Raw genomic sequence first — 17,088 nt, 5'->3', positions numbered from 1 at the left:
CCCGGCATACGAGATCGTCAGAGAAAGAACGGCGTAGGGCCATGCCTGCCTTAGAATGGGCCAGAGGAACGACTCGCGTATCCAAGGAAATTGCGGAAACAGCGAACCCAGTCCGTAGTAGAGCAGCCAGAGCTGGAGCAGCAGCGGCGTGCCGCGAATAATCGTGCAGAACATTTTGGCCGGCACACTCAAGATCGGCGGGCCGATCACCTGCGCAAGGCCGAGGGGAATGGCCAGCGCGATGCCCAGCACCGACGTTACCACAAGCAGCCAGATGGTCCGCCATATGCCTTGCAAAGCCAGCGGCAGATAGGCGGGCAGCCAATCCCAGCGCATGAGGAAAATCGATGCCACTACGACAACCAGCGCGATCAGGATCAGCGCTATGCGGTGCGGCTGCATCCACAGCGAGGCCCGTGCGGCGGCGTCAATGACCGGAGTTTCGGCGGCCATCAATGCGATCCCGCGATCGAAGGCATGCCGCGTCGTGCCCAGCGCTCAACGCGCCCGATAGCGATGTTGGAGACGAGCGTCAGGACGAGATAGAGCGCGCCCGCCGCCATGAAGAAGGTGAAATAAGCCTTCGTCGCGCCGGCTGCCGTCCGTGTGGTTTGGGTCAGTTCATTAACGCCGACGATCGCGAGAAGCGCGGTGTCCTTGGTGGCGATCAGCCACAGATTTGCCAAGCCCGGAATGGCGAAGGGCAGCATCGCCGGCAGCGTAATGCGCCTGAGAAGCAGGCCGGGAGGCATTCCATACGCCCGGGCGGCTTCGATCTGGCCTTGCGGAATGGCGCGGATTGCGCCGCGCAAGACTTCGGTGGAGTAGGCGCCCTGCACGACACCGAGCACACCTATGCCGGCGACAACCCCGTTGATATCGATCGCGGCATAGCCGAGCGCGGTAAGCAATTGGTTGATGAGGTCGGTACCAGCGAAATAAAGCAGCAGGATCAGGACCAATTCGGGCACGGCGCGGACCACTGTGGTGTAGACTTCCAGCAGGTCACGGACCACTGGCCCGCCATAGAGCTTGCCATAGGCGCCGCCGACACCGATCACAAGACCGACCCCAAAGGAACCGAAGGCAATTCCGACCGAGTTTGCCAGCCCGTGCAGAAGGCTGAGACCCCTGCCGTTCGGCGGTTCGAAGGACAGCAATTCCAGCGAACTGGCTCCGAACATGGTGGCGAGAACGTCGCTCAGCTTATGTCCCCCTGGACTTCCGGGTTGAGGCGCCAATGATGTATCAAGCCGGACGTGCCATCGCGACGATGGTGGCTAGGCCTGCCCGGCTTGATGCCGCTGCTGTCAGTTGGACTGCGACTCGCCGCCGTAGATGTCGAAGTCGAAGTACTTCTTGGTGATTTCGGCATACTTGCCATTGGCTCGGATAGCCTTGATTGCGGCATTGAGCTTATCCTTGAGCTCGGTGTCGCCTTGGCGTACGCCGGCGCCGACGCCAGGCCCGAGCACTTCCAGGTCCGGTGCGACATAACCCTTGAGGTCGCAGCACGCTTTGCCTTGATCCGACTTCAAAAATGCGTCGAGCGCGATCGAATCGGCCTGGGTGGCATCGATCCGGCCGGCGGCGAGATCCTGATTTGCCTCGTCCTGCGTCTGGTATTCCTTGATTTCCGAAGCGTCGGTGAAGTGCTTCTTGGCGTAGGCGGCGTGCACCGTGGAGGCCTGAACGCCGATTGTCTTGCCCTTCAGCCCCTCCGGCGTCGCATCGAATTTCTGATCCTTGGCGCCGATCACCGCGGTCGGCGTGTTATAATATTTGTCGGAGAAGTCGATTTCCTTCTTGCGTTCGTCGGTAATGGACATCGAATTCATGATTGCATCGATCTTCTTGGTCTTAAGCGCCGGGATAAGGCCGTCCCATGGGACTGGCGTCAATACGCAATCCAGCTTGGCTTCGCCGCAGATGGCGTTGACGATGTCGACTTCCCAGCCGCCCCACTTGCCGGAGGCATCCTGCGAGTAAAACGGCGGATAGGCTTCAGGCGAAAATCCCACCTTGATCTGTTCGGCGCTTGCCGAAAATGCACCCGACAATGCGATCAGCGTGGCCGCGAGCACCGTTTTGAGAAAAGGTTTCATTTCTTTCAGTTCTCCCGTTTTTTGCTTTGACGTTCCCGTCTGCTTTTCTCGCAAGTCATCCAACATTGCGCAGAAACTGCTTCAGTCTTTCGGATCTGGGTGCGCCGAAAACCTGTTCCGGCGGCCCTTGTTCCTCGACCAGCCCGTTATGGAGGTAGACGACATGCGTCGCGACCTCGCGGGCAAACTTCATCTCATGGGTGACCAGCACCATGGTGCGACCTTCGCGCGCCAGGTCGCCGATCACCTTCAGCACCTCACCGACCAGCTCCGGGTCGAGCGCCGAGGTCGGCTCATCGAACAGCATGACGCGCGGATTGATGGCCAGCGCCCTGGCGATCGCGGCGCGCTGTTGTTGGCCGCCCGACAGATAGGCGGGATAGACGTCGCGTTTTTCGGCAAGGCCGACGCGGGCGAGCAGCTTTTCCGCCTCGCCGATCGCCACATCGCGCTTGACGCCGAGCACATGCACGGGAACCTCGATGACGTTCTCGATCAACGTCATGTGACTCCACAGATTGAAGTTCTGGAAGACCATGCCGAGCTTGGAGCGGATGCGTTCGATCTGCTTGCGGTCGGCGGGCACGGTGTGGCCGTGGCTGTCGGCCTTCAACCGGATCTGCTCGCCATTGACGCGGATGATGCCGCTGGTCGGGTTCTCCAGGCAGTTGATGCAGCGCAGCAGCGTGGATTTGCCCGAGCCTGAGCCGCCGATGATGGCGATCACCTCGCCGTCGCGCGCCGACAGCGAAACGCCCTTCAGTACGTGCAGGTTGCCGAAATTCTTGTGCAGGTTCTCGACGTGGATGGCTTCGGCAGCGCCGTTCTGCGCCGTATGCTTCAGGGCGGTGACGGGCGCTGTCATCGTCGCGGCGCCCCGCGGAGCAACCGAGGCAGTCCTTGCTGGAATTTTTTACCCATTACCCGTCACTGGACAGCGTTCCGATTCTCAAGATGGACCGTTCCGCTTGCCTCCGTCAACCGCAGTTTTTGGACCATTGATCACCGCCTGCCGAGTGGCTATTGGCAGGAGGGGCGCGTTTCAGGAGAATTTAGTGAGCAAAGCATACGGGTCGCAGTCGATGGCCGGGACGCTGCAGCGCGTGCTGATGCGCTCCGCCGCCAGCGCCATGCGTCGGGCCGAAGCGCTGGATTGGCACTATGGCCCCGGCTTCGATCCGCAAAAAGCGGCGGCCCAGCATGATGCGCTGGCCAGGCTGATTTCTGTCTCAGGCGCCGAAATCGAATGGCTGAGCGACGCCGATGACGGGCTTGCCGATTCGGTCTTCACCCACGATCCCTCGCTGATGACCGACCACGGCGCGGTTATCCTCGCTATGGGCAAGGCGCTGCGCCGGCCCGAGCCAGGCCTGCACGAGGCAGCCTATGTGCGCATGGGCATCCCCATCCTCGGTCGTATCGAGGCTCCCGGCCAGGTCGAGGGCGGCGACTGCGTGTGGGTGGATGCAAACACGCTGGCCGTCGGCCGCGGCGTGCGCACCAATCAGCTCGGCATCCAGCAGCTCTCCAACCTGCTTTCGCCCAAGGGTATCCAGGTCTACGGCTTCGACCTGCCGCTCTGGCAAGGCGAGGAGGCCTGCCTGCACCTGATGTCGGTGATCAGCCCGCTCGCCGACGATCTGGCGCTGGTCTATGCGCCCCTCCTGCCGGTCGCCTTCCACCAGATGCTGCGCGAACGCGGCATTCGGCTGGTCGAGGGCGACGCCGACGAATTCTTCGCCTCGAATGGGCTCAGCCTCAACGTCCTGCCGACCGCGCCGCGCCAGGTTATCGCCGTTGCCGGTTTTCCGAAGACGGCGGCTGCCATGCAGGCCGCTGGCTGTACGGTCTCGACATTCGAGGCCGATGCGCTGTGCATTGCCTGCGAGGGCGGCCCGACCTGCCTCACACGCCCGGTGCTAAGACAATGACGACCATCGGCGAAGCGCTCATCACCTTGCTCGAAGCGCACGGCGTCGACACAGTCTTCGGCATTCCCGGCGTACACACGGTCGAGCTCTATCGCGGGCTTGCGCGGTCGAAGATCCGTCACGTCACGCCGCGCCACGAGCAGGGCGCCGGCTTCATGGCTGACGGCTATGCGCGCGCCAGCGGCAGGCCGGGCATCGCCTTCGTCATCACCGGGCCGGGGCTGACCAACACCATCACCGCCATGGGCCAGGCGCGCGCCGATTCGGTGCCGATGCTGGTAATCTCGGGCGTCAACGCCACACCGACGCTGGGCAAAGGCCTTGGCCATCTGCATGAACTGCCGGACCAGCGCGGCATGATGGAGAAGGTGGCGCTGTTTTCGCACCGTGTCACCGACGCCGGCGAGCTGCCCGGCGTGCTCGCCCGCGCCTTTGCGCTGTTTTCATCCTCGCGTCCGGGTCCGGTGCATATCGAGATCCCGACCGATGTCATGAGCCTGCCTGCCAACGACATCGTGCCGCTGCTGCGGAATTCAGCGCCGCCCGAGCCGGATGTGGCGGCAATTGCCGGGGCGGCAAGGCTATGCGCGTCTGCCCGCCGGCCGCTTATCCTGGCCGGCGGCGGCGCGAAAGCGGCCGAAGCGCCGTTGCAGCGCCTTGCCGAGAGGTTGGGAGCGCCGGTCGTCCAGACCGCCAATGCGCGCGGCCTGCTCTATCGCCATCCGCTTGGCGTGCCGGCCAGCCCCAGCCTGAAGGCGGTGCGTGCGCTGATGGCCGGCGCCGATCTGGTCATTGCCGCCGGCACCGAATTCGGTCCGACCGACTATGATGGCTATGGCGACGGCGGTTTTGTCCTGCCTGCCAATCTGATCCGCATCGACATCGGCGCCGACCAGCTTGCCCGCCGGCCGGCCCGGATTTCGATCCAGGCCGATTGCGGTGCAGCGCTCGAGGCGCTGGGTGCCGAACTCGGCACGGGCCAGGCGCAATCGGTCGACGGCGCCGCTCGCGCCGCCGCGACGCGGCAAGCGGCCTTTGCCGAGATCGGCCCGGCTATGCAGGCGCAACTGCGCGCCGTCGAGACGATCCGCGATGCGCTGCCTGGCGCGATCATCGTCGGCGATTCGACCCAGCCGGTCTACGCCGCCAACCTCTATTACGATCATGACCGGCCGGGCGGCTGGTTCAACGCGGCCACCGGCTTCGGCGCGCTCGGCTATGGCCCGCCGGCGGCGATCGGTGCCGTCCTTGCCAGGCCTGAGGCGCCGGTCGTTTGCCTCACCGGCGACGGGGGCTTCCAGTTCACACTGCCGGAACTGGGCGCCGCGCTCGACGCGGCGGCGCCGGTGATCTTCGCCGTCTGGAACAATCGCGGCTACCGCGAGATCGAGACCTCGATGCTCGACGTCGGTGTCGAGCCGGTCGGCGTCTCCCCGGCACCGCCGGATTTCTGCAAATTGGCCGAAGCCTACGGCATTGCCGCCGAGCGGATTTCCGGCGCCGGCGGCTTGGCGGACGCGCTTGGACGCGCGCGGGCGACTGGACGACCTTACGTCATCGAGATTTCGGTTGAGTGATCGCGCGAAAGGCGCGACCTTCCGCATCGGCGGCGCGCAATGACGGAGCGGTCGAATATGACGGAAACACTGGACGGCAGACATATCGTGGTGACCGGCGGCACCGGTGCCCTTGGCGGCGCGGTCGTAGGGAAACTGCTGGAGCAGGGCGCGATCTGCCATGTGCCCAACGCTCACGCTGCCGCGCCTGCACATTTCCCCTTCCCGGCGCATGACCGCGTCAGGTTGGCGCATAACGTCGACCTCGCCGACCCTGCCAAGGTCGACGCCTTCTATGCCAGCGTTCCGAATTTATGGGCATCGGTGCATCTGGCCGGCGGCTTCACCGCCGCGCCGGTCGAGAAGATCGAGCCCGCCTCCTTCGCCGAGATGATGGACACCAACGCCCGCACCACCTTCCTGTGCTGCCGCGCGGCGATACGCTCGATGCTGGAATCTTCCGTGCCGGGCCGCATCGTCAATGTCACCGCGCGAGCCGGGCTCGATCCGCGGCGCGGCTCCGGCAAGGTGGCCTACGCCGCCGCCAAGGCGGCGGTCGCCGCGATGACCGTGGCGATGGCCGAAGAGCTGAAGGGCAACGGCATTCTGGTCAACGCCGTGGCGCCCTCGACGCTCGACACGCCGGCCAACCGGGCTGACATGCCGAACGCAGATTTCAGCAGGTGGGTCAGCCTTGAAGCGGCCGCCGAGGCCATTGCCTATCTCGCCTCGCCGGCCAACATGGCCATCAGCGGCACGCTGGTGCCGCTTTACGGCAGGGCCTGAGCCTGCGGTCCGTCGCAAAGGTCACAAGCAAAAGCCCCGCCTGATCGTTCCGGCGGGGCTCTCTTGTTTCGTTTATAACCCGCGCGAAGCGCGGTGTTGGCTTAGCTGCCCTGCTTCTTCAGCGCGGCGCCAAGGATGTCGCCCAGCGAAGCGCCGGAGTCGGTCGAACCGTATTGGGCGACCGCTTCCTTCTCTTCGGCGATTTCCAGCGCCTTGATGGAGACCTGCAGTTTGCGGGTCTTCTTGTCGAAGGCGATGACGCGGGCGTCGACCTTCTGGCCGACGGTGAAGCGCTCGGGGCGCTGCTCGTCGCGGTCACGGCTGAGGTCGGAGCGCTTGATGAAGGTCTCGATGCCGCTGTCGACCAGCCGCACTTCCAGACCGCCATCCTTCACGCCGATAACCTCGCAGGTGACGACTGCGTTCTTGCGCAGTTCGCCCGACGTCGCGGCTTCGCCGACCGTGTCCTTGGCCAACTGCTTGATGCCGAGCGAGATGCGCTCCTTGTCGATGTCGACGTCGAGCACCTGCGCCTTGACCATGTCGCCGCGATTGTACTCCTCGATCACCTGCTCGCCCGGACGGGTCCAGTCGAGGTCGGAAAGGTGGACCATGCCGTCGACGTCGCCTTCGAGGCCGATAAACAGGCCGAACTCGGTCTTGTTCTTGACCTCGCCCTCAACCTGGCTGCCCACCGGATGGCTGCGCGCGAAGGCTTCCCACGGGTTCTCCAGCGTCTGCTTGAGGCCGAGCGAGATACGGCGCTTGGCCGGATCGACTTCGAGCACCACAACGTCGACTTCCTGCGTTGTCGACAGGATCTTGCCGGGATGCACGTTCTTCTTGGTCCACGACATTTCCGAAACGTGGATGAGGCCTTCGATGCCCGGCTCCAGCTCGACGAACGCGCCGTAGTCGGTGATGTTGGTGACGGTACCCTTGATCTTCTTGCCGATCGGGAACTTGGTGCCGATCTCGGACCACGGATCGCTCTCGAGCTGCTTCATGCCGAGCGAGATGCGGTGGGTTTCCTGGTTGATGCGGATGATCTGCACCTTGACCGTCTGGCCGATGTTGAGGATTTCGGTCGGATGGTTGACACGGCGCCACGCCATGTCGGTGACGTGCAGCAGGCCATCGATGCCGCCGAGGTCGACGAACGCACCATAGTCGGTGATGTTCTTGACGACGCCTTCGACTACTTGGCCTTCTTCGAGGTTCTGCACGATTTCCGAACGCTGTTCGGCGCGGCTTTCCTCGAGCACGGTGCGGCGCGACACCACGATGTTGCCGCGGCGGCGATCCATCTTGAGGATCTCGAAAGGCTGCGGGTTGTGCATCAGCGGCGAGACGTCGCGGATCGGGCGGATGTCGACCTGGCTGCGCGGCAGGAAGGCCACGGCGCCGTCGAGGTCGACGGTGAAGCCGCCCTTGACCTGGTTGAAGATGACGCCTTCGACGCGTTCACCCTTGGTGAACTTCTCTTCGAGACGGACCCAGCTCTCTTCGCGGCGGGCCTTCTCACGCGACAGCATCGCTTCGCCAAGCGCATTTTCGATACGCTCGACATAGACCTCGACCGTGTCGCCGACCTTGAGCGTCGTGTCCTTGCCCTTGACGCCGAATTCCTTCAGCGGCACGCGGCCTTCGACCTTGAGGCCGACGTCGATGATAGCCATGTCCTTCTCAATGGCAGTGATGATGCCCTTGACGACCTGGCCTTCGCCGGAATGGCCGGCGGAAAATGATTCTTCGAGCAGGCTCGCGAAATCATCGCGAGTGGGGTTTGCAACTGACATAGTTTCTCCTGGAATGCCCCGCATCTGTCGCGGGGCGGGCGCCGTGGGTTAGCGTTGCGTTGGCCTGCCGGCGTTCCGGGCAAAAAGCCCTTGGCCGCCCTTGAGCGGCAATTCCGGCGCATGAAGAATGCTGGCAGGCTGGTTCACGCCCAATATGGGAATTCTTTGGTCGCCGGCAATCGGCGGCGGCAGGAAAACCCGGCTCAGGCTTCGTTTCTCTTAGCCAGGACGTCGTCGATGATCGCCTGAGCTGCCAGAAACGCGGCCTCTATAGCCATTTCCGACGTGTCGAGCAAGTGCGCATCGGCGGCCGGCTTCAATGGCGAGTCCACGCGGCCCATGTCGCGCTCGTCGCGGCGCACGATATCGGCAAGGATTTCGTCGAAATTGGCAGTGCCGCCGATGCTCTCGATTTCATCCAGCCGCCGCTTTGCCCGCACCTCGGCACTGGCCGTGACATAGAGCTTTACGTCGGCATCGGGACAGACGACGGTGCCGATGTCGCGGCCGTCGAGCACCGCGCCAGGCGGTGTTCTTGCGAAGTCACGCTGTTTCTCGACCAGGATGCGCCGCACCGACGGGATCACTGCCACTTTCGACGCAGCCTCGCCAACGGCGTGTGCCGAAAGCACTGCGCGGTCGAGCTTTGCCGGATCGACCTGCCGGGCCGCGGTTTCAGCGGCCGAAACATTGTCGAGCGGCAGGCCGAGCCGGAGCAGCGCATGCGCCACCGCGCGATAGGTAAGGCCGGTGTCGAGCAGGTTTAGCCGGTAGTGATCGGCGAGCCTGCGGGCGAGCGTGCCCTTGCCGGCGCCGGCGGGGCCGTCGATGGCGATGGTAAAAGGGATGCTCATTGGCAGTGGACCAGCCCTCGCGCCTTCGTCATCCCAGGGCGGAGCAGGAGCGAAGCTCCGTCGCGGAGACCCTGGGATCCATGCCGTGACATGTACCGAGGGATGCGGCGGGCCAGAATTCTGAACCGTTGCGATGCTCTGACGTCACGGCATGGCTCCTGAGGTCTTCGCTGCGTCGCTTCGCTCCTTGCTTCGCCCCAGGATGACGAAGGGAAGGATGTTGGCGCCCAATCTCCAAGGTTTGCGATTGCCATCAACTGTCACTCGATCTCCGCCCCCAGCCTCTTCATCAGCCCCATGAATTCCGGAAAGCTCGTAGCAATCATCGCCTGGTCGTCGATGGTCACGGGTTTTTCCGTCGCCAACCCCATCACCAGAAAACTCATGGCGATGCGGTGGTCGAGGTGGGTCTGGACGATGGTGCCCTGTCCGTTGGGGTGCTGGCCGAGGCCCTTGCCGCCCGGCTTTCCACGCACGACAAGCGAGGCCTCGCCCTCGGTGCAGTCGACGCCGTTGAGCGTTAGCCCGTTGGCGACCGCCGACAGCCGGTCGGATTCCTTCACCCGAAGCTCTTCCAGCCCGAGCATCAGCGTTTCGCCCTCGGCGAAGCTGGCCGCCACGGCAAGCACCGGATACTCGTCGATCATGGTCGGCGCCCGTTCGGGCGGCACGGTGACGCCCTTCAGCTCGGAATAGCGCACGCGCAGGTCGGCGACGTCCTCGCCGCCTTCATTGCGCGGGTCGATTATGTCGATTCGCGCGCCCATTTCCTGCAGGGTCAACAGAAGTCCGGTGCGGGTCGGGTTCATCAGCACGTTTTCGATTGTAATGTCCGAGCCCGGCACGATCAGCGCCGCCACGAGTGGAAAGCCCGCCGAGGAGGGGTCGCCTGGCACCGCGATGGTCTGCCCGGTGAGCTTGCCCTGGCCTTCGATGAAAATGTGGCGCACGCCGCGCTCGTCGGTCTCGACCGACAGATTGGCGCCGAATCCCTTGAGCATCTTTTCGGTGTGATCGCGCGTCATAACCGGCTCGATGACGGTGGTGATGCCCGGCGTGTTCAGCCCAGCCAGCAGCACCGCCGACTTGACTTGTGCCGATGCCATTGGCACGCGGTAGGTGATCGGCGCGGCGTGCTTGGGCCCGTGCAGCGTGATCGGCATGCGGTCGCCAGGCGTCGCCTTCAGCACCTGCACGCCCATCTGGCGCAGCGGCTCGAGCACGCGGCCCATCGGCCGGCCGGACAGCGAGGCGTCGCCGATGAAGGTGGTCTCCATGTCATAGGTGCCGACCAGGCCCATGGTGAGGCGGGAGCCCGTGCCGGCATTGCCGAAATCGAGTGGGCCTTCCGGCTGCAGCAGCGCGCCATTGCCGGTGCCGCGGATCACCCACTCAGTGCCATGCTTCTCGATATGAGCGCCCATCGCCTTCATGGCGGCGCCCGTACGCATTACGTCCTCGCCTTCCAGCAGCCCGGTGATGCGGGTTTCGCCAGAGGCCAGGCCACCGAACATGAACGAGCGGTGCGAGATCGACTTGTCGCCCGGCACCCGTGCCGCACCTGAAAGGCCAGATGATTTGCGGGCGGTGGCCTGTTTCGGGGCAGCAGCGTGCGACATGGTTCTTTCCTGGAAACGCCGGCGCCCGGCTATTTTCTTCTGGTTTGCGCGGTCTCCTATCATGGCGGACCGAAATGGTCATCCCCTTGGTACGAAGGCCTTCGAATTCACGCTTTTTGGGACGCCGGCTTTTCGCTTTGACAGCGCCGTAAACTCTGGTTAAGGGGACCAAACTTTCATCGACGAGGCTTGCTGTGGCAAAACCCGAACTTGGCACCAAACGCATCGACCCGGAGACGGGTCGAAAATTCTATGACTTGAACAAGGACCCGATCGTCTCGCCTTATACGGGCAAGAGCTATCCGCGCTCCTATTTCGAAGAAGGCAAGATCGCCGCCCTCGAGGAAGAAGAGGAAGTTGCCGAAAAGGAAGTGGACGCCGAGGAGGAAGAGGGCGTCGAGGTCGTCTCGCTCGAAGAGGCGGACGAGGACGCGAAGGCCGACGAGCTTCCCGATCTCGCCGATGACGAGGACGACGTCGACCTTGGCGATGATGAGGATGACACATTCCTCGCCGACGAGGAGGAAGAAGACGACGACGTTGCCGATATGATCGGCGTCGGCGACGACGACGACGAAGTCTGAGCGAACCGCGTTCGCCGGCTTTCGCCGCGCCGCCTAGAAAAAGCGGTTGTTGAAGACTTGATATTGACTGAAGGCGGGGTTAGAAGCCGCCTGCACTAACGGCGCGGTCTAGAACCCGCGCCGGATCTCTTCGCCGGAAACGGCGCCGGCGAACTGCCGGAGTGGGGCCATAGCTCAGTTGGGAGAGCGCTTGAATGGCATTCAAGAGGTCGTCGGTTCGATTCCGATTGGCTCCACCAGTTCTCTCCGCGAAAATCAGCAGAACGGCCGCCGGTCCCGGGCTGGCCGCCATCTGTCGCCGACCTAGCTGAGACAAATGTATGGCTAGCCGACCTCGGCTCGCCGTCCATCTAAAATGGTGAGCCCGTGCCCGGTCTGGACCAGGCAGCGGGCTGAAACGACCGCTGAGCAAAACTCCGTTACTTGTTGCAGTTCTGCATATCCGACGTCATGGCGCCGCTTGGGGTGTTGTTGTCGGTGTCGTTGCCTGCCGTATCCTTGCAGCGGTCCCCCATACCGTTTGTCTGCGGCGTGGTGGCGTTCGTTGCATTCGGATCGATCTGGTTCGGCGTAGTGGTACTGGTCCCGTTGTTGCCGCTGTTGCCGGCGGTGCCCGTGTCGACGCCGGTATTGCCGTTCATACCAGTTCCGCCAGTTCCCGAACCGGTTGATTGTGCCATGGCAGATGTGGCCAGGCCGATAGCAAGTAGGGATGCAGAGAGAATTTTCATCATCTTAGTGTCTCCATCGAGTTGCATCGCTGGATTTCGCGATCTAACCCAACGAGAGTTTTTCCAGGATGTTCCGTTCGACAGAAATAGTGATCGATACAGTCATTATGAGAGCTTTGTTGTTCGTCGTTTCGCGAATGGCACCACGACAGCGGTAAAAGGCGAGCCGCAAGCCGGTGTGTTGCCGGACGCCAGCACCAGCGGCTCGTCGGGCAGGCCATGGACGATCAGCTCCGGGGTCGAGAGCGGGGATGCAGCATGCCGAGGTAGATCTCGCTGGCGGCGAGTGCTCTTTCCAGCAATGGCGAATTCATCCCGATGAGATCCACCTCGACCTCCGGATAACGGCTGCGAAACATCCGCACCGCCTCCTTATCGAATCGAAACGGCCCGTTTCATTCCAATCCTCTGCGATCCCCTGATCGTGAGCAGCATCCAGCCTGTGCGCAACACGGAGCGTCGGCCATGGCGCGCTCGACGGGCTGTGATGCGGTTGATAAGCCCTCTCCTTAAGGAGAGTCGAGACATGACCGTTGCGATCGAGATGGGCCACACGAGCGCAGGCGCCCCGGCGGCACTGGATCTTGAGGAGCTGCTGGCGACGCGCCTTTTGGTGCAGGGCAATTCGGGCTCCGGCAAGTCCCACCTGCTGCGCCGGCTCTTGGAGCAGAGTGCGCCCTGGGTGCAGCAGACGATCATCGATCCCGAAGGCGACTTCGTGACACTGGGCGACCGTTTTGGCCATCTGGTGATCGACGCCGAGGAGCATACCGAGCGCGGCCTGCAGAGCGCCGGCGAGCGGGCGCGCATCCACCGCGTCTCCACGGTGCTTAATCTCGAGGGGCTCGACGCCGAGAACCAGATGCGGCGCGCCGCCGCCTTCCTCGGCGGGCTTTTCGAGGTCGCCCGCGACCACTGGTATCCGATGCTGGTGGTGGTGGACGAGGCGCAGCTGTTCGCGCCGGCGGTTGCCGGCGAGGTTTCGGACGAGGCGCGCAAGCTCTCTCTCGGCGCCATGACCAACCTGATGTGCCGTGGCCGCAAACGCGGGCTGGCCGGGATCATCGCCACCCAGCGGCTGGCCAAGCTTGCCAAGAACGTCGCCGCCGAGGCTTCCAATTTTCTCATGGGCCGGACCTTTCTCGATATCGACATGGCGCGCGCCGCCGACCTGCTCGGCATGGAGCGGCGCCAGGCGGAAGCCTTTCGCGACCTCGAGCGCGGGCAGTTCATGGCGCTCGGCCCGGCGCTGTCGCGCCGCCCGCTCGGCTTGCGCATCGGCCCGACCGATACAAATCCGCGCAACGCGACGCCGCGCCTGATGCCGCTGCCGGAATCGGGACTGGAGGACGCGCGCGCGATCATCCTGGCGGCCCCGCCGCCCGAAACCGTCCGGCCGCAGCGCCGGTCGTCGCCGGACCTGCTCGATCAGCTGATGGCGGCAAAATCGGCGGCGCTGGAAATCCGCCCCGAAGCGGTGGAGCCGCCGATCAGCGCCGAGGACTTGGCGGAGCGGCGCGAGCGCGTCGACCGGGTGCTGCGCGCTGTGCTGGCGCAACCCGACGCGGGCTTCCGTGTCATCGGCGTGCTCTATCAGGAGTTCGTGGTCCGCTGCCGCATCGAGGGCCTCGCCTCGGTCGTGCCGGATCTGCCCGAGTTCCGCCGCATGCTGACGCGCGCCCGCGCCGGCTTGGGCTCCGACATGGCAGGCGATGACGCCTGGCAAGATGTCTCGGCGCGCGCCTCGCTGCTGCCCGAGGATATGCAGGGCGTGTTCATGATGATCGCCCGCGCGGCCAAGGAGGGGTGGCCCTGCCCGAGCGACGCGGCGATCGCCCGCGCCTACGGCTCGCACTCGCTGCGCCGCGCCCGGCGCCTGCTGACCTATATCGAGGAGCAGGGGCTGATCGTGTGCCAGCTCGACGGGGTCGGAAGGCGGACGGTGACGCTGGTCGAACTGGCCTGGGCGACGGCGCCGGGCGATCCGAATGCCGAGGAGGTGGAGCAGGGGAGGGTGGTGGGATGATGGGGAGGGCGATTTGGGCGAAAGCTGGCGTCGCTCAACAGCAGCAAAGCCAAAAGCGGTCATCGCCGAAGCATTACTCAGACGTCGCGTTTGGGCCGAAAGTGGACCGGCGGCTTCTTGGTGCGAGATGTGAGTGAGCCGGCGGTCTGCACGGCAAAGGGTTTGTCCTGATCTGGACCCAACGCAGTCAATTAGTGCTGCCAATATCTGGCGGTGGATGTTTTCTTTGCTCACGATGAGCGACGAATGTTCGGTAGGGCAGAGGAGGTGGGGAGGTAACGCAACGTCCCGTTAGCACGGCCGCCCGCTAGACTAACTCGCTGCCATCAGGACGGTACTCTCCGGCGACCACCGCAGCACCACTTCCTGGCCCTCCGCCAGCTTGTCAGCACCGGTGTTCTGCACGATGACTTTCAGCATCTGTCCGCCACGTTCGACGAAGTAGGTGCTGCTATTGCCGGCAAAGATGCGTTTCGACACTTCCCCCCGCAGCACGTTCGCATTGGCCGTATCCGGAGCCGCAGCATCGGTGAAGATGCGGATCCGTTCGGGCCGTACGGCGCAACTGGCCTTTGCACCAGGGGCAAGGTTGGCGCCAGATCCAGCGAAAATCGCCGTGCCGTCCGGCAGCCGGATGCCGTTGCCTGTGCTCTCGCCACGAAAAATGTTGGCATCGCCGAGGAAGGTGGCGGCGAACTCGCTCTTCGGCCGATTGTAGATCTCCTCGGGCGGGCCTTCCTGCACCAGCTTGCCGTCTCGCAGAATGCCGACGCGGTCGCTCATCGTCAGCGCTTCTTCCTGGTCGTGGGTGACGAAGATTGTGGTAATGCCGATCTCGCGTTGGATGCGCTTGAGCTCGAGCTGCATTCCGACGCGCAGCGCTTTGTCGAGAGCGCCGAGCGGCTCGTCGAGCAGAAGTACACGCGGCTTGGTGATGATGGCGCGAGCGAGCGCCACCCGTTGGCGCTGGCCGCCGGAGAGCTGGTGTGGCCGGCGACCACCGAGCTTGCCGAGTTGCACGAGGTCGAGCGCCCCCTGCACCTCGGCAGCAATCACTGCCTTGGGCTCGCCGCGCACGGACAAGCCGAAGGCGACATTGTCGGCGACGCTCATATTGGGAAACAGCGCGTAGTTCTGGAACACCATGCCGATGCGCCGTTTTTCGACCGGCACCCGCTCGACGCTCTCGCCTCCGATCGCAATGCGGCCAGAGTCGGGAAAGTCGAAGCCGGCGATCTGGCGCAGCAGCGTGGTCTTGCCGCTGCCGGAGGGACCGAGCAGGGCGTAGAAGCCGCCGTCGGCAAAATCGATGGAGACATCGTCCAGCGCCTTGTGCGCGCCAAAACTGCGCGACACATTCGATACCTGCACGCCCGCCATTATTTCTCTCCGCCGAATTTGAAGAAACGCGCCGTGAGCAGCATCAATGCCATCGACACGACAATGATGATCGTCGAGACCGCATTGATCTCAGGTGTGAATCCCTTACGGATCGCGGCGTAGATTTCGACCGGCAGCGTCGTTTGGCCGGGCGTCGACAGAAAGTAGGATACGACGAACTGGTCGAAGGACACGGCGAAAGCGAACAGCCCTCCGGCAATGACACCCGGCATGATCCAGGGCAGCGTGACGCGGTTCGTCACCTGCCATTGATTGGCGCCGAGCGAGCGCGCCGCCTCTTCCAACTCGGGCGCGAAGGTCTGCAGCCGGGCCGATACGACGACGATGACATAGGGCAGTGCAAGCGCGACGTGGCCGAGCAGGATGGCGAACAGACCGCGCCCGATGCCGACGCCGAAGAAGAAGATCAGCATCGCCGTGCCGGTAATCAGCCACGGAATGGCGATTGGCGGAAACAGCAGCGCCTGCAGGAATTTTTTGCCGCGAAACTCATAGCGGTAGAGCGCCAGTGACGCCGCGGAGCCAAGCACCACGCAAATGATGGTGGTGATGACCGCGATCTCGAGGCTGTTCCAGGTGGCTGAGATGAGCTGGTCGTTCTGCCACAGCGAGGCATACCATTCCGTCGTCCATTCGAACGGCAGCTGATAGAAGGGCGAAACGTTGAAAGACATCAGCGCCATGATGATGATGGGCACATAGAGGAAGGCGAGCAATAGCCAGATGTAGAGGCGGCCGAGCCATTCGAGGACCCGTGTCGTCGCCATCACATAGCCCTCCTCAGCACCGGCGAGGCAACCGCCAGGATGACCAGCACGACGGCCAGCAGGATAAAGGAGAGCGCAGCACCCAGCGGCCAATTGAACACGGCGACGAACTGGTCCTCGATGACAGTGCCGTAAAAGGTGCCGGTACGGCCGCCAAGTATGCGCGGCTCCATGAACGAGCCAACGACCGGGACGAAGATGAGGGCCGCGCCAGCCACCAGCCCCGGCATCGACAGCGGAATGATGACCCGCTTCAGCATCTGCAGCCGCGATGCGCCGAGCGAGCGCCCGGCCTCGATCAGCGAGTCGTCGATGGCCTGTAGGGTCAGGTAGCAGGTCAGCACCATGTAAGGAACGTAGGAGTGCACTAGCCCGATGATGACAGCCGGATAGGAATACATCAGGTCGATATTGATCTTGAACGGCAGCACGGCGTTGAGCGCGGTATCGAGAATGCCCCCTTCGCGCAGCACCATCGCCCAGGAGAAGATGCGCACAAGCCCGTTTGACCAGAACGGCAGGATGACGAGCAAGAAAATCGCTTCGCGGCTACGGCCTTTCAGCACCTTGGCTAGCACATAAGCGGCGGGATAACCGACGATGATGCACCACAGCGTCACTTCGAGGCCGAGGCGCAGCGAGGCGAGCAGAAGCGTCAGATAGAGGCTCTGCGAGAAGAAGGCGGTATAGTTTTCGAGCGTGAACGCCCACGGCTTGCCCGACAACGGCAGCTCGGTCATGAGAGAGAAGAAGACCATGGCTGAGAGCGGCAAGAAGATCGCAACCGTCAGCCAGAGATAGGCAGGCGCCAGTAGCGGCAAGGCCGATCTCAGCCCGCTGCGCGACGCGGCTGCAACCTGTGCTGCCATGAAATCCCTCCCAGGGAAGGATCAGCCGACATATATGATCGGCTGATCCCGCTTTCTGCT

The 17,088-nt window shown here is 63.6% G+C and carries 17 protein-coding genes and 1 tRNA gene; 6 read left to right on the top strand and 12 right to left on the bottom strand.

Translation table 11 applies throughout. The annotated features are described in order from the left end of the window. From NKH80_RS26175 to NKH80_RS26160, 4 genes are all read right to left on the bottom strand, one after another. The coding region (locus tag NKH80_RS26175; protein WP_352994490.1) for an ABC transporter permease subunit at nt 1–453 on the bottom strand (453 nt) is incomplete at its 3' end. Beyond that, nucleotides 453–1,184: an ABC transporter permease gene (locus NKH80_RS26170; RefSeq protein WP_352649813.1), complete on the bottom strand. Its 732-nt coding sequence runs from the start codon at nt 1,182–1,184 to the stop codon at nt 453–455. The genes NKH80_RS26170 and NKH80_RS26175, both read right to left, overlap by 1 nt. 126 nt (nt 1,185–1,310) lie before the next feature. Next, entirely contained in the window at nt 1,311–2,105 is a 795-nt protein-coding gene (locus NKH80_RS26165; protein WP_352649812.1) for a transporter substrate-binding domain-containing protein, read from the bottom strand. Between the two features lie 55 nt (nt 2,106–2,160). Continuing rightward, entirely contained in the window at nt 2,161–2,970 is an 810-nt protein-coding gene (locus tag NKH80_RS26160) for an ABC transporter ATP-binding protein (RefSeq protein ID WP_352994486.1), read from the bottom strand. Between the two features lie 217 nt (nt 2,971–3,187). Between NKH80_RS26160 and NKH80_RS26155 the strand changes: the two genes are divergently transcribed. Genes NKH80_RS26155 through NKH80_RS26145 form a run of 3 tightly spaced genes read left to right on the top strand, consistent with a single transcriptional unit; the run spans nt 3,188 to nt 6,378 of the window. Next, nucleotides 3,188–4,036, top strand: coding sequence for a dimethylarginine dimethylaminohydrolase family protein (locus tag NKH80_RS26155; RefSeq protein ID WP_352807567.1), 849 nt, complete (start codon nt 3,188–3,190; stop codon nt 4,034–4,036). Continuing rightward, complete coding sequence (locus NKH80_RS26150) at nt 4,033–5,613, top strand: 5-guanidino-2-oxopentanoate decarboxylase (RefSeq protein WP_352994484.1); 1,581 nt, start codon at nt 4,033–4,035, stop codon at nt 5,611–5,613. The genes NKH80_RS26155 and NKH80_RS26150 overlap by 4 nt, the downstream gene beginning before the upstream one ends. 57 nt (nt 5,614–5,670) lie before the next feature. Beyond that, on the top strand, nt 5,671–6,378 hold the full coding sequence (locus tag NKH80_RS26145; protein WP_352800196.1) for an SDR family NAD(P)-dependent oxidoreductase: 708 nt from the start codon (nt 5,671–5,673) through the stop codon (nt 6,376–6,378). Nucleotides 6,379–6,479: 101 nt separating this feature from the next. Here NKH80_RS26145 and rpsA read toward each other — a convergent pair whose 3' ends face one another. The 3 genes from rpsA to aroA all read right to left on the bottom strand — a co-directional run bounded on the left by rpsA (nt 6,480) and on the right by aroA (nt 10,650). Beyond that, nucleotides 6,480–8,177 carry a 30S ribosomal protein S1 gene (rpsA, locus tag NKH80_RS26140; protein WP_023676278.1) on the bottom strand — a complete coding sequence of 566 codons (1,698 nt, stop codon included), beginning with the start codon at nt 8,175–8,177 and terminating at the stop codon, nt 6,480–6,482. A 203-nt stretch (nt 8,178–8,380) separates the two neighbouring features. Continuing rightward, a complete protein-coding gene (gene cmk / locus NKH80_RS26135) occupies nt 8,381–9,031 on the bottom strand; it encodes a (d)CMP kinase (RefSeq protein ID WP_352994481.1) in 651 nt (216 codons plus the stop codon). A gap of 260 nt (nt 9,032–9,291) precedes the next feature. After that, nucleotides 9,292–10,650 carry a 3-phosphoshikimate 1-carboxyvinyltransferase gene (aroA, locus tag NKH80_RS26130; protein WP_352994478.1) on the bottom strand — a complete coding sequence of 453 codons (1,359 nt, stop codon included), beginning with the start codon at nt 10,648–10,650 and terminating at the stop codon, nt 9,292–9,294. A gap of 194 nt (nt 10,651–10,844) precedes the next feature. Here aroA and NKH80_RS26125 point away from each other — a divergent pair, with 194 nt between their 5' ends. Both NKH80_RS26125 and NKH80_RS26120 read left to right on the top strand, forming a co-directional pair. Then, the gene (locus tag NKH80_RS26125) at nt 10,845–11,234 is read left to right on the top strand and encodes a TIGR02300 family protein (protein WP_254816066.1); all 390 of its coding nucleotides are present in this window, start codon (nt 10,845–10,847) and stop codon (nt 11,232–11,234) included. Nucleotides 11,235–11,397: 163 nt separating this feature from the next. Continuing rightward, a tRNA-Ala gene (locus NKH80_RS26120) sits at nt 11,398–11,473 on the top strand. Nucleotides 11,474–11,653: 180 nt separating this feature from the next. Here the strand turns inward: NKH80_RS26120 and NKH80_RS26115 are convergent. Both NKH80_RS26115 and NKH80_RS26110 read right to left on the bottom strand, forming a co-directional pair. Continuing rightward, the gene (locus NKH80_RS26115; protein ID WP_352509788.1) at nt 11,654–11,968 is read right to left on the bottom strand and encodes a hypothetical protein; all 315 of its coding nucleotides are present in this window, start codon (nt 11,966–11,968) and stop codon (nt 11,654–11,656) included. Between the two features lie 224 nt (nt 11,969–12,192). After that, on the bottom strand, nt 12,193–12,324 hold the full coding sequence (locus tag NKH80_RS26110; RefSeq protein ID WP_352994475.1) for a type 2 periplasmic-binding domain-containing protein: 132 nt from the start codon (nt 12,322–12,324) through the stop codon (nt 12,193–12,195). Between the two features lie 167 nt (nt 12,325–12,491). On the opposite strand from NKH80_RS26110, the gene NKH80_RS26105 reads away from it, so the two are divergent. Beyond that, the gene (locus tag NKH80_RS26105; protein ID WP_352994472.1) at nt 12,492–13,991 is read left to right on the top strand and encodes a helicase HerA domain-containing protein; all 1,500 of its coding nucleotides are present in this window, start codon (nt 12,492–12,494) and stop codon (nt 13,989–13,991) included. A gap of 312 nt (nt 13,992–14,303) precedes the next feature. On the opposite strand, the gene NKH80_RS26100 is transcribed toward NKH80_RS26105, so the two are convergent. Genes NKH80_RS26100 through NKH80_RS26090 form a run of 3 tightly spaced genes read right to left on the bottom strand, consistent with a single transcriptional unit; the run spans nt 14,304 to nt 17,028 of the window. After that, nucleotides 14,304–15,371 (bottom strand): ABC transporter ATP-binding protein, encoded by a 1,068-nt coding sequence (locus tag NKH80_RS26100; RefSeq protein ID WP_352994469.1) that lies wholly within the window; start codon nt 15,369–15,371, stop codon nt 14,304–14,306. After that, the gene (locus tag NKH80_RS26095; protein ID WP_352452724.1) at nt 15,371–16,159 is read right to left on the bottom strand and encodes an ABC transporter permease; all 789 of its coding nucleotides are present in this window, start codon (nt 16,157–16,159) and stop codon (nt 15,371–15,373) included. The genes NKH80_RS26100 and NKH80_RS26095 overlap by 1 nt, the downstream gene beginning before the upstream one ends. Continuing rightward, on the bottom strand, nt 16,159–17,028 hold the full coding sequence (locus NKH80_RS26090) for an ABC transporter permease (RefSeq protein WP_254816071.1): 870 nt from the start codon (nt 17,026–17,028) through the stop codon (nt 16,159–16,161). The genes NKH80_RS26095 and NKH80_RS26090 overlap by 1 nt, the downstream gene beginning before the upstream one ends. Nucleotides 17,029–17,088: the final 60 nt, after the last annotated feature.

Origin of the sequence: Mesorhizobium sp. M0904, from assembly GCF_040319475.1 — a bacterium.
Lineage (GTDB): Bacteria > Pseudomonadota > Alphaproteobacteria > Rhizobiales > Rhizobiaceae > Mesorhizobium.
Note: the sequence above shows the minus strand (reverse complement) of the source record. Positions and strands in the feature narration are given on the sequence as shown.

Excerpts from the sequence above, each read along its gene's own strand:
- NKH80_RS26170 (WP_352649813.1), bottom strand. The coding sequence starts at position 1,184 with ATGTTCGGAGCCAGTTCGCTGGAATTGCTGTCCTTCGAACCGCCGAAC.
- NKH80_RS26165 (WP_352649812.1), bottom strand. The coding sequence starts at position 2,105 with ATGAAACCTTTTCTCAAAACGGTGCTCGCGGCCACGCTGATCGCATTG.
- NKH80_RS26160 (WP_352994486.1), bottom strand. The coding sequence starts at position 2,970 with ATGACAGCGCCCGTCACCGCCCTGAAGCATACGGCGCAGAACGGCGCT.
- NKH80_RS26155 (WP_352807567.1), top strand. The coding sequence starts at position 3,188 with ATGGCCGGGACGCTGCAGCGCGTGCTGATGCGCTCCGCCGCCAGCGCC.
- NKH80_RS26150 (WP_352994484.1), top strand. The coding sequence starts at position 4,033 with ATGACGACCATCGGCGAAGCGCTCATCACCTTGCTCGAAGCGCACGGC.
- NKH80_RS26145 (WP_352800196.1), top strand. The coding sequence starts at position 5,671 with ATGACGGAAACACTGGACGGCAGACATATCGTGGTGACCGGCGGCACC.
- rpsA (WP_023676278.1), bottom strand. The coding sequence starts at position 8,177 with ATGTCAGTTGCAAACCCCACTCGCGATGATTTCGCGAGCCTGCTCGAA.
- cmk (WP_352994481.1), bottom strand. The coding sequence starts at position 9,031 with ATGAGCATCCCTTTTACCATCGCCATCGACGGCCCCGCCGGCGCCGGC.
- aroA (WP_352994478.1), bottom strand. The coding sequence starts at position 10,650 with ATGTCGCACGCTGCTGCCCCGAAACAGGCCACCGCCCGCAAATCATCT.
- NKH80_RS26115 (WP_352509788.1), bottom strand. The coding sequence starts at position 11,968 with ATGATGAAAATTCTCTCTGCATCCCTACTTGCTATCGGCCTGGCCACA.
- NKH80_RS26110 (WP_352994475.1), bottom strand. The coding sequence starts at position 12,324 with ATGTTTCGCAGCCGTTATCCGGAGGTCGAGGTGGATCTCATCGGGATG.
- NKH80_RS26105 (WP_352994472.1), top strand. The coding sequence starts at position 12,492 with ATGACCGTTGCGATCGAGATGGGCCACACGAGCGCAGGCGCCCCGGCG.
- NKH80_RS26100 (WP_352994469.1), bottom strand. The coding sequence starts at position 15,371 with ATGGCGGGCGTGCAGGTATCGAATGTGTCGCGCAGTTTTGGCGCGCAC.
- NKH80_RS26095 (WP_352452724.1), bottom strand. The coding sequence starts at position 16,159 with ATGGCGACGACACGGGTCCTCGAATGGCTCGGCCGCCTCTACATCTGG.
- NKH80_RS26090 (WP_254816071.1), bottom strand. The coding sequence starts at position 17,028 with ATGGCAGCACAGGTTGCAGCCGCGTCGCGCAGCGGGCTGAGATCGGCC.